Source organism: Zhongshania aquimaris, assembly GCF_019312595.1.
Taxonomy (GTDB): Bacteria; Pseudomonadota; Gammaproteobacteria; order Pseudomonadales; family Spongiibacteraceae; genus Spongiibacter; species Spongiibacter aquimaris.
Genome location: NZ_JAHWDQ010000001.1, coordinates 286,313 through 302,016, shown reverse-complemented (window position 1 = coordinate 302,016; position 15,704 = coordinate 286,313). Strand labels below are relative to the sequence as shown.

General features: G+C 50.5%; 15 protein-coding genes. 12 read left to right on the top strand and 3 right to left on the bottom strand.

Going from position 1 to position 15,704, the window contains the following annotated elements; all coding sequences use genetic code 11:
• Positions 1-2 precede the first annotated feature (2 nt).
• From KXJ70_RS01475 to KXJ70_RS01425, 11 genes are all read left to right on the top strand, one after another.
• Positions 3-1,712, top strand: a complete 1,710-nt coding sequence (locus KXJ70_RS01475; protein ID WP_219041687.1) for a TadA family conjugal transfer-associated ATPase — start codon at positions 3-5, stop codon at positions 1,710-1,712.
• Positions 1,712-2,563 (top strand): type II secretion system F family protein, encoded by an 852-nt coding sequence (locus tag KXJ70_RS01470; RefSeq protein ID WP_219041686.1) that lies wholly within the window; start codon positions 1,712-1,714, stop codon positions 2,561-2,563. The genes KXJ70_RS01475 and KXJ70_RS01470 overlap by 1 nt, the downstream gene beginning before the upstream one ends.
• A gap of 31 nt (positions 2,564-2,594) precedes the next feature.
• Entirely contained in the window at positions 2,595-3,437 is an 843-nt protein-coding gene (locus tag KXJ70_RS01465) for a type II secretion system F family protein (RefSeq protein WP_219041685.1), read from the top strand.
• Entirely contained in the window at positions 3,437-3,760 is a 324-nt protein-coding gene (locus tag KXJ70_RS01460; protein WP_219041684.1) for a DUF192 domain-containing protein, read from the top strand. The genes KXJ70_RS01465 and KXJ70_RS01460 overlap by 1 nt, the downstream gene beginning before the upstream one ends.
• Entirely contained in the window at positions 3,744-4,187 is a 444-nt protein-coding gene (locus KXJ70_RS01455; RefSeq protein WP_219041683.1) for a tetratricopeptide repeat protein, read from the top strand. The genes KXJ70_RS01460 and KXJ70_RS01455 overlap by 17 nt, the downstream gene beginning before the upstream one ends.
• Positions 4,188-5,012, top strand: a complete 825-nt coding sequence (locus tag KXJ70_RS01450; protein ID WP_219041682.1) for a TadE/TadG family type IV pilus assembly protein — start codon at positions 4,188-4,190, stop codon at positions 5,010-5,012.
• On the top strand, positions 4,999-5,472 hold the full coding sequence (locus tag KXJ70_RS01445; RefSeq protein WP_219041681.1) for a hypothetical protein: 474 nt from the start codon (positions 4,999-5,001) through the stop codon (positions 5,470-5,472). Before KXJ70_RS01450 ends, KXJ70_RS01445 begins: the two co-directional genes overlap by 14 nt.
• Positions 5,473-5,498: 26 nt before the next feature.
• The gene (locus tag KXJ70_RS01440; RefSeq protein WP_219041680.1) at positions 5,499-6,410 is read left to right on the top strand and encodes an OmpA family protein; all 912 of its coding nucleotides are present in this window, start codon (positions 5,499-5,501) and stop codon (positions 6,408-6,410) included.
• Between the two features lie 107 nt (positions 6,411-6,517).
• The gene (locus tag KXJ70_RS01435; protein ID WP_219041679.1) at positions 6,518-11,725 is read left to right on the top strand and encodes a phospholipase effector Tle1 domain-containing protein; all 5,208 of its coding nucleotides are present in this window, start codon (positions 6,518-6,520) and stop codon (positions 11,723-11,725) included.
• Positions 11,725-12,351 (top strand): hypothetical protein, encoded by a 627-nt coding sequence (locus tag KXJ70_RS01430; protein WP_219041678.1) that lies wholly within the window; start codon positions 11,725-11,727, stop codon positions 12,349-12,351. The genes KXJ70_RS01435 and KXJ70_RS01430 overlap by 1 nt, the downstream gene beginning before the upstream one ends.
• Before the next feature lie 53 nt (positions 12,352-12,404).
• On the top strand, positions 12,405-12,626 hold the full coding sequence (locus KXJ70_RS01425; RefSeq protein WP_219041677.1) for a hypothetical protein: 222 nt from the start codon (positions 12,405-12,407) through the stop codon (positions 12,624-12,626).
• Between the two features lie 81 nt (positions 12,627-12,707).
• Here the strand turns inward: KXJ70_RS01425 and KXJ70_RS01420 are convergent, their stop codons facing one another.
• Both KXJ70_RS01420 and arfB read right to left on the bottom strand, forming a co-directional pair.
• A complete protein-coding gene (locus KXJ70_RS01420; RefSeq protein ID WP_219041676.1) occupies positions 12,708-12,986 on the bottom strand; it encodes a late competence development ComFB family protein in 279 nt (92 codons plus the stop codon).
• A gap of 99 nt (positions 12,987-13,085) precedes the next feature.
• Positions 13,086-13,499: an alternative ribosome rescue aminoacyl-tRNA hydrolase ArfB gene (gene arfB, locus KXJ70_RS01415; protein ID WP_219041675.1), complete on the bottom strand. Its 414-nt coding sequence runs from the start codon at positions 13,497-13,499 to the stop codon at positions 13,086-13,088.
• Between the two features lie 339 nt (positions 13,500-13,838).
• Here arfB and KXJ70_RS01410 point away from each other — a divergent pair, with 339 nt between their 5' ends.
• The gene (locus KXJ70_RS01410) at positions 13,839-14,348 is read left to right on the top strand and encodes a hypothetical protein (protein WP_219041674.1); all 510 of its coding nucleotides are present in this window, start codon (positions 13,839-13,841) and stop codon (positions 14,346-14,348) included.
• Between the two features lie 68 nt (positions 14,349-14,416).
• Here the strand turns inward: KXJ70_RS01410 and KXJ70_RS01405 are convergent, their stop codons facing one another.
• The gene (locus KXJ70_RS01405) at positions 14,417-15,688 is read right to left on the bottom strand and encodes an ATP-binding protein (protein WP_219041673.1); all 1,272 of its coding nucleotides are present in this window, start codon (positions 15,686-15,688) and stop codon (positions 14,417-14,419) included.
• Positions 15,689-15,704: the final 16 nt, after the last annotated feature.

The following is a 15,704-nucleotide window of genomic DNA, read 5'->3' as shown; positions in this document are numbered from 1 at the left end:
CTATGAAGGTTCTTGTGCAAACCAAAAAGGGAACAATGGTCGGAAAACTGTTTTGCGAGGCGGACTCATTCCTGATTGGCAAAGGCTCCGCCTGTTTGGTTGATCTGAGTGGTTGGAAGGTTTCGAAGTGTCACGCAGAGGTCAACAAACTTTCCGGGGGCGTGTTTGTCAGGGAGGCAGACCAAAAGTATCCGATTTATGTTAATGCCACCCGCATCATGGGTGAGTATGGCCCGCTTCGACAAGGCGACAAAATTGGCATTGGCGATTATATAATCATGCTTGAAGATTTCGCCATTAAAGCTGAGCCTGAGAAGCTTCTGGGTGGTGTAGTCCCCGTGGAGCCTGCACTGGCGACGAGCGCTGTTCCCATCGAGAAAGAAAAGATAAATATCGAAGCTTCAAGCCTGATGCCAAATGACGACGCTGAGCGTCGGGAGCTGATACGGGCCTGGAAACTAAAGATTCACGCCTCTTTGCTCAAAACAATGGATCTAAGAAGAACGAATATCTCGACGTTGAACGATGTCGAGTTAAGAGCTTTATCGGCGGAAATTATCTCGGAAGCTATCGCAAAGTCAGCTGATTTCCCCCGTGTCTTGTCCAAGAGTGACCTTGCTAGACAGGTGCTGGATGAGGCCGTTGGGCTGGGGCCGCTGGAAGAGCTTTTGGCCCGCAATGACATTAGTGAAGTCATGGTGAATTCCTGTGATGAAGTGTACTACGAAGAGGGCGGGCGCCTCATAAAATCCGACATCTGTTTTAGCGATGACAAGGCGGTTCTCAGTGCCATTGAAAGAATCGTCACGCCATTAGGCCGACGGATAGACGAAAGCTCACCCATGGTGGACGCGAGATTGAAGGACGGTTCGAGGGTTAATGCGATAATTCCTCCTCTAGCACTAAAAGGGCCGACTATCACCATACGAAAATTTATGCAGGAGAAGTTGACGATTGGACATTTGATCGGCTTTTCTTCGCTGAATAAAGAAATGGCTGACTTTTTGGATATCGCGGTTAATCAGCGCCTGAATATTATTATTTCTGGCGGCACGGGGTCGGGGAAGACAACCCTGCTGAATGCCTTGTCTAACTTTATTCCTGATAGCGAGAGAATCGTCACGGTTGAGGATGCGGCCGAGTTGAAGCTCAACAAGCCTCATGTGGTGTCACTGGAGGCTCGCCCTCCAAATCAGGAAGGATCCGGTGCGGTGACGATTCGGGACTTGGTGAAAAACTGTCTTCGTATGCGGCCTGACCGGATAGTTGTTGGGGAGTGTCGCAGCGGCGAGGCGCTGGACATGCTGCAGGCGATGAATACCGGTCATGATGGATCATTGACAACGGTTCACTCCAACTCGCCCAGGGACTGTATTTCCAGGCTGGAAGTACTTGTATTGATGTCGGGCATGGACCTTCCGGTGGCGGCCATTCGCGAACAAATTGCCTCCGCGGTGGATATTATCGTACAGCAGACACGCTTTGCCTGTGGTTCCAGGAAAATCACATCCATATCGGAAGTCACTGGTGTTGAGGGGAATATTGTCCAACTTTCTGAAATATTTCGTTTTACGCAATCGGGCTATAACGAAGACGGTCGTGTCATCGGTCAATTTGAAGCCATGGGGCAGGTGCCAGAGTTCTACGAACAGCTGGCAGCGAGGGGCATAGCAGTGGATCTGGATATTTTCTCCAGGCGGCAGGCGGGTTGATGATGTTTCCCGCTCTGGTGGCAACGCTGTCTTTTCTGGCGCTGCTGGCAGTTATCTATTCCGTGGGAGGGAGTACCCGTTCCGCAATCAGCCAGTATGACGAACAGGTAAAAGATGTCACTACGGTTTCACTGCATGAAATTTTTATTTTTATCGATGACAAAACCATTAAATATATCAGTGCGGCGGCGTTCGTCATTATTGCGCTTTTGGTTTACATCATTAGTAGTTCGGTATGGACGTCAATCGTGCTTGGTTTGCTGGTGCTCCTGACACCCGCCAAGGTGGTGACGATACTAAAAAATCGCCGTTATAAAAAATTTAATAGGGATCTTCCGGATGCATTGATGGCGACAGCGGGTATGTTGAAGTCGGGGGTTAACCTTAGCGGTGCGCTCACTATAGTTGTAAATGAGAACAACGGCCCCCTTGGTCAGGAGTTTGGCCTGTTCCTGAATGAATTGAAGCTAGGCGTCGATTTTAATTCTGCGCTTGACAATATGTATCGTCGGGTTCCGATTTCTGATCTCGAATTGGTTGTGGCCGGAATGAAAATTTCCAGGGAAGTGGGTGGTAGCCTGTCAGAGGTGTTGTTCAGGCTCTCGGATACCATTCGCAGGCGTGCCGAAATGGAAGGAAAAATTAAAAGCCTTACCGCGATGGGTACCCTGCAGGGCTGGGTGATGACCCTGCTCCCCATTGGCGTGGGCTTTGCTATCTATCTGATAGAACCTGAAACAATGGCCAAACTGTATACCGATTGGCGTGGCTGGATAGCGTGTTTTGTGATTGTTGTTCTTGAATTTCTTGGCTACAAAACCATCAAGAAAATAGTGAATATCGATGTTTGATGAGATTCTTTTTAAATATATGGCGATAGCTATGGTGCCAGTTTCTATCGTTGTGATGTATGTGTCTATATACGGTATTCGGGAGGAAGTACCCGGTGATGAGCGCGATTATCTGGATCCATTGCCAAAATCTTTAAGACGGGTATGGCCCATTGTGAATATGTTTTCCTACTATGTTGGCGACAAACTGCCGGTAGAGTGGCTGGTGTTTTATAAAAAGCATCTAGAGCGGGCGGGGCTAAATTACATGATGGGTTCAACTCAGTATTTTGGACTGCAATTGACCGCCGCCACTGTGATGGCTGGTGTAGCGGCTTTGTGTGGCTATATGCTGGGGGCAATTGATTACCTGTATGTAGCAACAGGTTTTCTGCTTGGCTTTCTTATGCCGCTTATCAGCGTAAATGATTTTAAGAAACGAAGGGAGCGTGAGCTGGTGAAGTCGCTACCGGTGTACCTGGATTTTCTCACCATGGCCACTCAGGCAGGCCTGAATATGAGTAGTGCGATCGCGCAGTCTGTAGATAAAGGGCCGGAGTCTCCCCTTAAAACCGAATTTAAAAAGTGTATGCGAGACTTGCGTGCCGGTGTGCCGCGGAGCGAGGCTTTCCGTCTGATGGCAGATAGGTTGTCACTTTCCGAAATCAACGCATTTGTTACCACCGTGATTCAGGCAGAAAAAACCGGCGCGTCTATTGGCGATGCTTTAAAGGTCCAAGCTGATCAGCGCCGTATTGAGCGATTTCAAAAGGCAGAAAAACTGGCGATGGAAGCGCCGGTAAAACTGATCTTCCCTTTGGTGGTGTTCATATTTCCAACCACGTTCATCATTATCTTTTTCCCCATAGGCATGAAATTAATGGAGGCGTTTTAATGACGACATCAACGCCCGTGATCCAGCTTGCTCCGCCACCTGTTCATGCCAATCGATTTTTGTCGCGCTTGCTCGGGATGTTTTCGCCGGAGGCTAAAAGGCGGGGAGCGGTAGTGATATACCCGTGTTCATCCATTCATACTTTTTTTATGAATAGACCTTTGCGTATTGTCTTTTTGGATTCGTCTCGCAAGGTGTTGGCTTGCCATGATTCGGTCGCCCCTTTTAAAACCTTGGCATGTCCCGGTTCTTATTATGTTCTCGAGTCCGGAGCGGGTGTGTTGAATCAAAAATTGGAGGTAGGTGATGTTGTGGATTTTTAGACCGGTAACGGTATTGCTCATGATACTTGGTATTTCCGCGTGTAGCGCCACGGCGGCGAATGTAAAGCCACAGAGTCCAATGGTAGAGGCGCAGTCCTATTACGATCGTGCTTTGTATAGTGATGCCGAGCGTGTGCTGCTCAAGCTAAGTGACCGGATCGAAGACAACTACGACGTACATTTCATGCTTGGAAATATTTATGTTCGTACTGGCCAGTATCCGGCGGCCGACAGAATGTATCGGCGTTGCATCAATATTGATTCCTCTGTTGCCAAGGCCTGGTACAACCTCGCCCTGCTAAAAGTAAAGGAGGCGATGAGTCTTGCCGATGAAGGGTATCAGCGCACGGCGGTGGACAACCCCGAATACGAACGCAATTTCCTCTTGCTCAAGGATGGCCTGATTACGGCCATTACTGGCCAGTAGATGCCGAGTTTGATGTTGAACAGTCACCCCTCGCAGCGGGGTCAAGCCCTGCCGGAAATGCTGATAGCTTTTCCTCTGGTGGTAATCATGGTGATGGGCATAGTTCAAATTGCGCTCGTGTATCGGGGCAAGGCCACGGTTAATAACGCTACTTTCCTAGCTGCCCGATCCGGAGCGTTAAATCATGGTTACATGGCTAAAATGGAGCGGGTGTTCTGGTCTCGGATGGTGGCGTTGGGGCAGATCAGGCCGGAACTTCGCAGTGGTAGCACCACAGAGGGGCTTTTTGACAGTCCGGATCAGGCAAAATTGCTGGCTTCCAAAGTGGCGTTGGCCACGTCCCATACTTACAAACCCATAGAGGTGGTCTGGCCAAGCAGGGAAGTCTTCGATTATTTTGCCGTGCCCGTTAAAGACCTTGAGCCGTGTTCCGGGGCGGGATGTCCGTTCAGCGACTATGGTGGCGCTTTCAAACCCGCGGTGAAGAGTGTGTTCGAGATTCCGGTGGACAATCTTGACGCGAGGGATTCCTCTCTTCACACCGTTGATGGCAGCAAGGTGAACTTGATGGATGCCAATTTGCTGAGTGTCCGCTCGCGTTACTGTTACGACCTGGAAGTGCCTGTGGCCAACTTTATTATCTGGCGTACATTGCGAGCGGTAAATGCCGCAGAAGCTGATTGGCAAGCTTGTGAAATCATGACGGCGGCGTTTGGCGAAAATCGCTATTTTATCCCCGTTGTGGGGCACACGGTTATACGTATGCAGTCGGGGTTCCGGTGTGAAGGTGATGAAGAGGCGGGGGTGAATTGTGAGAATTTTTAGGGTGGTTTTTTTCTGCTTATTAAGCCTGCCGGCATGGTCGGCAGATTCGCAGCAAGTACTTTCCCAGCTGGCGGAGATGGATAGTGCGCTGGGGGTGGCGGCCCAAAAGGAAGGCGAACTGGTTGCTGAAGAGCTGGATCGCAAGAGGCAGCAGCCTGCGTATCAACTGCAGTACATAAACCCTGGTGTGGTGCGTGATTACCATCGTGAAGCGGACCGTGCATTGGCAAATATCATTGCGTTAAAGAAACAAACGCTAGCGACCACATTGATGGCTGGTCCCGCTTGCGCCCAGGCGATTGCAAAATACCGGGCCGAAACCTTCGATAAGCTGCAGGTGCTTTACCGGCAGTTTGTGTCCCGGGAACCGCCTTTTCCGCTGGTTGCACCTGTATATAACGCAAACGCACGCGACAGCCTCGGGTTTCTTACCCGGGTGGTCATGACTTGTAGCATGTGACAATGAGGAATATATCCGGTGCCAGTATGAAAAAACTTGTCTCCATTTTACTGTTATGTTGCCTGAAAGTTGCCTTTGCCGATCCCTATCAAAGCGTGCTTTATAGCAGCCTTTCGTCTGGCAAAGTGTTCTATCAATCCACCCGGCAACACAAAATGCTGGAGTTGGTGTCGGGCGAAATCCAGTATCTGCGCACAGAGGACGGCGCGGAAGGCTATCAGGCTCAACAGGTTCTCCAGCTAGAGGCGCAGAGTTCCGTACGTATTGTCGACCACAAGCCTGGTACTACGGCCCTACCCTTATACAGGGATGTCGAGCGGCAGTTGGAGCGCCTGAAATTTGAAACGCTCTACCGCTGTGATTACCTTCAATGCGGTGATATAAGCGGCTGGCAGTTGTATCTTAGCGACAAGCTGCTTGGTAAGGAGGATACCCAACACTATCTGTTGGCCAAGGCCACGGGGTCGGGCAATGCAGAGTACTACGCCCAGTTCTATATAGTGGAGCTGGATGACCAGCCACGTTCATTCCTGAGGCTGGTCGGGCCTGTCAGTTCGCCGTTTCAGCCTGCAAATCAAGCCGCTGACGATGACAGGGTATCGTTGTTCTTTCTATACGACAGTACTCACTTGCTTGAACAGTCCAGGCGCGAACTCACCGCCTTGGCGGCAAAGATTCAGCGCGAAAACGTTAGCAAAGTGGTGATTACCGGCCATGCCGATAATCATGGCGCGCCGGCTTACAATCGTGCGCTGGCGATGCGCAGGGCGGATCATGTCGCCGCCGAGCTAAAATCACAGGCTGGTCTGGACAGCTTACACATTGAACGGCTGGCACAGGGTGAGGCAAATCCCTACGCGGATAATCGTTTCGCGGCGGGGCGGGAGCAGAATCGGCGTGTTACTGTGCAACTGCTCGGCTCTAGTCCTCAAGAATAGAGCGCAGAAGCCTCCTGTTGATGAAAGTAAGGATTTAATGAGAAGGAACGGAAACCTTCGAAAGAATGGTGAGGTCACTGGCCTCCGGCAAACAAAGGGACTTGGCCATGCTAACTCGGCTATTAAACATACTGGGTATATCCATACGCAAGCCACGGCGTGCGATCTGCGGCGCAGTAATGGCGGAATACCTGCCCATTCTGTCCATTGGGGTATTGGTTGGCTTGGCCGGCGTGCAAAGCTATGGTCCCGCACTGCAACAGCATGTGGGAGAAATGGCCAGCCAGTTGGCCTCCAACTACTATCAGGGCTGGTTTTATCCCAAGGATACAGCGGGTCTGGCACCGATAGGTGGCGGTAGCGGTTCCGGCGGCAGTGGTGGGCCTTCGGCGGGTGAGGGCAGTGATGGCCAGGACGGCTCCGGTGGCGAATCTGAGGATGGCGGTGTCGGCGGCATTGGCGGCGATGATGACAACCCCGACAGTGAAGACCCTTTTAATCCCAATCCTGGTGGGGGGCAGTCCTGTGCCGCAGACACGGGCGGAGGCAGTGGCGACCCTTTAAGTTCACCCTCGGCCTCGTCAGTTGCCTCCACTAACACCGCCTTCGGCAACCCAATTGATATTGGCACCGGCAACAAATTTCAGCGGGAATTTGACTACCGTCATGCCGGTGCCACCCCTCTGGTCTTTGAGCGTTACTACAACAGCCTGCAAAGCCCCATCCGCAGTGCGCTGGGTTACGGTTGGCGCCACAGTTACAGTCGTCAAGTCATACTGCCGCGCTCACTGGAAAAGCCAGAAGACGTTGCTACCACAGTCACACCACCAAGGCCATCGCCACACAGCAATACCCTCAAGATGTTGCGTGACGATGGCGCTGTTTATGTATTTAACCAAGATGGTGGCCACTGGCAGGGCGATGGCGTGGTGGACCAACTCATTGAAGCGGATGACGGCTGGCTTTACACCACCGTTAATGGCGTGGTGGAACGCTACGATTCCCTGGGGCAGCTACAAAACGTCCGCTACCCCAATGGTATCACCCATACTCTGGCCTACAATGAACAAGGGCGCCTGGCCAGCATTACCGACAGCCGTGGCCCAGCGCTGCAACTGCATTACCAGCAGCATTGGCTGAGCCGTGTCAGCCTGCCGGATGGCGACCAGCTGCGCTTCCAATACAGCCATGCGGGTAACCTGCAAGCGTATCAGCGTAGCGGCCCCGGTCTCTGGGCCAGCGTGAGGGCGGTGTTTAGCGATAACACTGCCACCTACCACTATGAAGACAGCCGCTTTGCCCATGCCCTGACCGGACTTACCGATGCTGAAGGCCAGCGCTACGCTACCTGGGCTTATGATCATTTAGGCCGGGCTGTACTCAGCCAACACGGCGAGGGTGCCGAGAAGCTTACCTTCGATTATCGCCGTGATGGCACTGTTGCCATGGTCAATGCCGCTGGGCGAACGACGGTTTTCCATCTCGAAGCTGCCCGGCCTGGCTACCGCCGTTTGGTGCGCGCCGATGGCCAGGCCACCCCCACCTGCCCGGAAACCCGCCAGGATCATCGCTACAATCCTCTGGGTTTTCTTAAGCTGGCGGTGGATGCCAGTGGCCACGCCGCCCGCTATACCCGCAACGAGCGGGGGTTGGTAGAACAGCGAGAGGACGGTCTCGCTAAACACGCGGGTCAATGGCTGCCAGAAGAAGGCGCCCGCCGTATTGAACAACAATGGCACCCCGATCTGCCGTTGGTTACCGAGGCTACCTACAGCACTTATATCATTGGCGAATGGCAGACCTACCTCAAACGTGAGTTTCACTACAGCGACGCAGGCCGACTACTTACCCGTACTGATACCGACCTCAGCCAACAAGAGCAGCCTTACCGCACCTATGGCCAGCAACGTACTTGGCGCTACTCTTACTATTTCACTCAAGACAATCTAGCTCAGCCCAAAGAAGTGGAAATCAATGGTCCTCTGCCAGCCCAAGACGACGGCAGCGACGACATCACCCGCATCACCTACAATCCTCAGGGCCTGATCCAGTCCATCGCCAACCCTCTGGGCCAGACCACCCACCTCACCGCCTACAACCGCCACGGCCAAGTTACGGCAGCCGAACTCCCCAACGGCATCCAGGTCAGCCTCAGCTACGATGCTCACCGTCATCTGGATACCCTGACCCGCCGGGGCGGTGATCTTGAAGAAGCCCTCGACCTGGACATCGACCGCAATGGCCTGCTACAAAAGCTCACCCTGCCCGACGGCAGTTGGCAGCAATTTGATTACAATGCCGCAAGGCAATTGACTGGGGTGGTCAATCATAGGGGGGAGATGTTGAGCATTACTCCTTCGCCGGTCAGCGGACAATGGCAGGAGAAAACTGCTTATGATAGTCATGGCTTGCCGGTACGGCAGTTCGATCGGCAACTGGATTCGCTTGGGAGGGTGATTTCCGTTTTGGGTCAATACGGCCAGCGAACCGATATCCGCTACACCAAAAGCGGGCAATTACTGAGTATGCGGAAGGAGGGTAATGACCAGCCGTCCCTTCAGCAATACGATGGCTTGGGTCGGCTCACCCAAACCCTGAATGCCTTGCAGGGTAAAACCATTATTGACTACAGTTTGCAGGGCCGGGTGGCCAGTATTACCGATGCCGAAGGCCAGCAGACTCGCTACTTTTACAATGGCTTTGGCGACATAGTCATGATGCAAAGCCCCGATACGGGCGTGCTACTGCATCATTATGATAGTGCGGGCAATAAAATTCGGACGCGGGGTGGCGCTACACTTGCAGAGGCGGATTCCGCGCAAATGGTCACAGAGTATCGCTATGATCTCGCCAGTCGTCTTGTTGCTATTGACTACCCAGATACTGGAAATGATGTTGCCTATAGCTATGACAGTACGGATGCAGAACACGGCCGAGGTATCGGGCAGCTTACCCACATTAAAGATGCCAGTGGCACCATTGATTACAGTTACGACTTCCTTGGTCGTCTGACCAACGAAGTGCGCGCTTTTACGCTCAACGGTCAAACAGCAAATTTTAGTGTGGGTTACCACTACAACCGCAAAGGTCTGTTGGACTACATACAGCTTCCCAGCGGTGACCGGCAACGATTTAGCTATGACCGAGAACGCGTAAGCAAAATTTATTACCAGCGCTCAGGTTTTCGGCAAACGATAATCGACAAAGTTATTTACGCCTTGGGAGATACACCGGCGGCGTGGCGTTACGGGAATGGCGCTGAAGCAAGTGCCAACTATGATCTAGACGGCAGGTTAACTAGACAATATCTGAAAAATACTCAGGTCGACGCTCTATTGCGGCAACAGAACTATCATTACGACACGCGCAACCAGATCGAACTCATTGATACCCACGGCAAGGTGGGGGAGCCTAGCACGCATTACCGTTACGATGCGTTAGCACGTCTAGTGGCAGAGATGCCTGCCGAAGACCGCTTGCCCACTAAAGAATACAAGTACGATGCCGTTGGCAATCGGCTGGCACAGTACTTATCTTTGGGTGATCAACAGGCAAGTATTAGTTCAGACTATTCAATAAAAAGTAGTCACATTAAGACATACGGCGGCACGCAATTATTACTGAGCGGAAACGGGAGCACACTGATTGAGTCACATCCCCGTCGAGATCGCCGATACGTCTATAACCAAATCAACCAATTGGTCGCGGTGTACGTCAATCGGCGACTAAAATCGACCTACGCATACAATAGTTTGGGGCAGCGCACGCATAAACTTGCGATGACTGAACAGGGGCCAAAACATACTGTCTTTCACTATAATTATGATGGGCAGTTACTGGGGGAAACGATTTGGAGTCCTAAGGATGGGGTGCAGAGCAACCGTTTTTACCTTTGGTGGCAGCGTATGCCTGTTGCGATGATCGACCAGCAAGGTGAGCAAGTTCCGATCATTACCTACCTGCATAGCGACCACCTTAACACACCTCGGCTGGCCACAAATCAGGATCAAACAGCGGTTTGGCAGTGGCAGAGCGATGCGTTCGGCGTGGGGCTGCCTGATGAAGATCCTGACGGCGACAGTACTTTCACCAACCTCAATCTGCGTTTTGCTGGCCAGTATTTTGATGAGGAAAGCGGCCTGCATTACAACTACCATCGCTATTATGATCCGGAAACAGGCCGCTATACCCAAAGTGACCCTATCGGAATAATGGGAGGTGCCAACACCTTTGCCTATGCCATGGCCAACCCGGTGGCTAATACCGATCCCTGGGGCCTGTTTTTATTTGCCTTTGATGGGACGGGGAATGACTCTGAGAACTTGGGCGGGTTTAACGCCAATGCAGCAACCAATGTGGCGCATTTTCGAGATTATTACAAAACGGGTTATTCTGATTCCGATGTTTTTTATCGATCGGGGGTGGGTACCGCTGGTTGGGTTGACTACGTAGTTGGCGGCTCTACTGGCCTAGGTTCCAGGCAGCGTATTAATGATGCTCTAGATCAGGTAGGTATATTATTAGAAAATGATTCATGGGATCGTGTGATCGATATTGTCGGCTTTAGTCGCGGCGCAGCGGCAGCGCGGGAGTTTGCTAATGAGGTATTTGAACGTATCGATGCAGATTTTTGGGGCGACATCGTCACCGATTGCAACCCGATCAATATCCGTTTTATGGGTCTCTTTGACACGGTGGGCTCAATGGGGTTAGCGGGTAATAGTGCTGATCTGGGGTACGATTTTTCAATTGATTCACGTATTGGTCAAGTGGCTCAGGCTGTTGCATTGAATGAGCATCGGCCGCTATTTCCGCTATCGTCTGTATCGCCGGTGGCGGGTGCAACGATCACTTCTGGTAATGTTGTAGAACAAGGCTTTATCGGTGCTCATTCTGACATTGGTGGCGGCTATGCCGATAGTGATTTGTCCGATGTTGCCCTGCAATGGATGTACCAGCAGGCCGTGAATGCTGGGGTAAATCTTGGCTCCCTATCGGTGGAGCATCAAACGGTTATTGATCCGGTACTTCATGATGAGCGAGAATTACTTAGCGACTGGCTTGACGCAGATCGGGCTATTTATTACCCCAACGATCCTTTTAGTACATCAGGTAGGAAGTGCGAGCGCCGCTACAAAGGTCCTTGTGTTCAATGGGAGCCTTTAAGTCCAGAGGAAAGGCAGCGAACCACACCGCAGTTTCCTGACCTTTCCTCAATGATTAACGAAAACCGCAACGACAACCAGCGAGGTACCATCGATATGGATCAGTATCGACAGTGGCTACAGCAAAATGTGAATATCACGGTGCAATAATGAAAATAATTGAAATATACGGCTTTGGAGTGTTTGTTGTCATGTTATGCACTGGTTGCGTGATGCAACAAACGAAGCTTTTTGGCTTTATTGTTCATAATCAAAGCGATTCTGAGGTTTATCAAGTGGAGATGCATGATGAAAAAGATAGAGTCGTATATTATCTTTCCTCATCATCCCCTCCTATTCGGAAAAATCGACACTTGAGTATTGGTGCTTTGGATGCTTTGCGCGCCCCTGAATATCTCGTAGTACGTTGGAAGACGGCGTCAGATGGAATTTGGATAGAAAAAAAAATCGACGTAGAATCCGCTGTACCTAAAGGATTTTGGGGGCATATTTATGTAAGTGTTCTGTCTGATGAAAGTTTGGCTTTATCTTGGGTAATGAAGCGTAAGCATGCGATGGGCCAAGGGACTAAAGATTGTGGTGGCTATATTTTCGAACATTACTATGATGAGGAAACAAAGGCCACGATAGAAAAGAAAATGGTAAAGTTAAATGCTTATACGGTGCAGAAAGAAAAAGACATAAAGGCTGGGCTTGGTGATAAATACAAAACGCCGAAGTATTACGACACCGTTGAAGAGGCTGATTACCGTTGTAATATCTATTTCTACTTGTAACTTAGATTGAACGAATCATTGAATACCCTTGGTCTAGTTATCAGGGGAATGCTTTGGCTAAGCCAATTCAGTTATCGACGCCACATCCGATATATACCCAGTTAGGTATAATAGATGAGGAGAGACAGAGTGCTTACGGCGTGTTGTTTCGAGGCAGGATGCCTGAGCGTGACTTGACGGCGATACGTGAAGCAACAAACAAGGCGTGGGTTTTGGGTAGTGACCGTTTAGGGCGCAGATTGAAGCTAAAACCGGGCGACGGTCTGCGCCTTTGAGGCGAGGAGGAGATGGGAAGTCGGTAGTATTCCGAGAAAATCAAAATCAATGACTCAGACCCCATTGATAAGCGCTTGTATTTAATCGCGCTCTGCCGAGCGTCTGCCAGAATTCAAGATTTTATGCCCTTCATTAATAGCGACCGCTATTTTCTTTGATATGTCGCTGCGCTCAGCTGACGTGAAGTTAATTCTTACGTCTATGGTGTTGCGCACGTAATGGGGCTTTAGTTGATTCAATGTTATGCAAAATAGGTCTTGGAGATATTCGTGGTCGTAAGCCTTGTTGAGGCTTTGTGCTGAAAACTCTTCTTCGACCAGCGTTTCCATGAAGTTTTTTATGTCTTCATCTAGGTACATAGTAGCGCCTTGTTTTTGCGGAGTAAGCTTGTTGCTATTCTGGAAGTTATTCTTGAGGGGCGCTATACGATAAAACCGAGGGGTGCTTAATACTGCGGGCTAGTCGTCTATGCGGCCCCGCAGTGCTTTGATTTTTCCGCGTTGGGATTTGCTGTCCATGCGCCGTTTTTGCGAGCCCTTTGTTGGTTTGGTCGCTCGTCGCGGCGGCAGGGTTTTAATGGCATCTTTAATAAGGTCCCGTAGTCTTGATAGAGCATCGTCACGGTTTTTTTCTTGAGTCCGAAATTGCTGTGCTTTGATTATGATAATGCCGTCTTTGTTTATTCGTTGGTCGCTTTTTGCCAATAGTTTCTGCTTGTGAAACTCCGGTAGCGACGAGGCGTTGATGTCAAAGCGCAAATGGATTGCCGACGACACTTTGTTCACGTTTTGACCGCCCGAACCCTGCGCGCGAATGGCGCTCAGTTCGATTTCGTCGTCGGGGATCGACACTGACGGCGATATACTCAACATGGTTATTTTGGTCTCCTGTGGGAAATAGGGTTGCAGTTTTTTTAGCCGCTATGAAAATGGGTGGCGCTCTGCGGCGTGCTACGGGGCGTATTGTAGCAGATAGTGATGATTATCTCGGCGGTGTTGGGACATTGTCGGTGTTGCGCTCCAATTTGGCAAATTTGATCTAGTGTGAATTAGAGGGTGTTTTAATCATCAAAGCGCAAAAAATTTGTGATGCCCGTCACGACTTACTATAGGTGTTATTACGTACGATGATTGCGTGGTTACAACAGAAGAGCTTAGTGGTTGTGTTAACTTCAAGCTTAATTCGTAGTATGACAATGTAGGGAAATAATAATGACCAATACTAAAAAACTTGCAGCAGCAGTAGCCTTAGCGTCAATTTCGTCTTTTAGCTTGGCCGGCCCTTTGGCGCCAGTCATTGGGATTTTAACTCAAGTCGATAATCAGCTTGGTGGCTTGACCGGTGGTGCTGGTGGGTTGCCGGGGCTGGGTTCGCTACCGGTAGATCCTTTATCTTTGCTTGGCGACTTGCCAGTTTTGGGTGGCGGCTTACCCGGCTTAGACGCTCTGCCGATTGATCCGACAACATTGCTTGGTGGTGGATTACCTGGATTAGACGCATTGCCTGTTAATCCACTTGCACTTCTTGGTGGAGCAGGTGGCTTACCTAGTTTACCGTCTTTGGGTGCCTTACCCATTGATCCGCTGAGTTTGTTGGGTGGAGCCGGCGGCTTGCCCGGGTTAGATATCATTCCAATTGATATTCTCGGTGTGGTCGGCAATGGAAGCATACCCGGTTTAGATGCTTTGCCTGTCGATATTCTAGCGATTATTCCACTGTAAATTCTTTACTCGGCAAAAAAAGCCAGAGCTATGCTCTGGCTTTTTTTTGCACATGATTTTGCAAATGTTTATCGAGGCAATTTGATTTCTGCGCAGACGCCACCAAGCCGTGAATCTTTGAAGCTGATCTCGCCGTCGTAACTCTGAATAATATCGCTAACAATCGCTAGCCCGAGACCTTGGCCTTGCCCGTATTGATCGCCGCGGCTGCCTCGTTGCAATAATTCCTCCCGATATTCCTTAGAGATACCCGGACCGTCGTCGTCAATACAGATTACTGTGTACCCGTCGATGGTATGGGAATGTATGGCGATAGCAGCAGTGCAGGCTTTGCTCGCATTGTCGAGAAGGTTGCCGAACATTTCCATTGCGTCTTGTTCGTCAACTGCGATTAGCAATGACGGGTCTAACGTTATTTCAAATTGTGGCGATTTATCTCGATGAACTTTAGCGAGGGTATTACACAGGCGCTCAATTAATGGACGCAGTTGTATGCGTCTACTTAGGTTTTGTTTACCACTGCTTACCGCGCGTTTGAGTTGGTAATTGATAATATTGTCCATGCGGTCGATTTGTTCCACTGTGGCGGGGTCTTTTGCGCCACTGCCTTTTAGTATGGCAAGCGGTGTTTTAAGGCTGTGGGCAAGATCTGCAAGGGTATTTCTATAGCGCTCTCGCTGCTTCCTTTCTTTGTCGAGCAATTGGTTTAAGTTATGGGTAATGCCCTGTAGTTCGCGTGGATAGTTTGGTCGGAGTTTTGTGGAGTCGCCACGCTCTAATAATTTTAGATCAATTGCTAATTCACGCAGTGGCCGCAGTCCCCAGTATAAAATGAGCGCAGTGACTATCAGGGATATTGTCAGTACTAAGCCGAGCCACAGACTTAATTGATGTTGGAATTTTCTACGTTCGTTGATGAGTGGGCTTTGGCTTGAGTAGAGTGAAAAAAGTAAGGGGACTTCGCGATCATCTTCGGTCTCCCAAATAGCGTGGTACTGAAATACAAAGAAGGGTTCCTTGTCTACGCTGGCCTCACTAAATAATTCCTGACCGCTACGTGGTGTGCTTTCGGGCGCTGGTAGGGGAATTGTTTCGCTGGATACCGACTGCCATAGTGGCGTGCCATTGCGAAGTCGAATTTGCGCATAGAGGCCGGAGCGAAACTGCCAAAATCTTGGGTCTTTCAATCGGTCACCCATATCAATGGTGCCGTCTTGCCACTCGATTGCGCCGAGTAGACCGAAGAATTGGAGTCTGAGCTGATCTTGTTCGGCGCTGATTAAGCTCACGGTATGCGCGCGATCTATTGCGATACCAGTTGCTCCCAACAGCAGTGCCATGAGGCTAAGGCTGGCA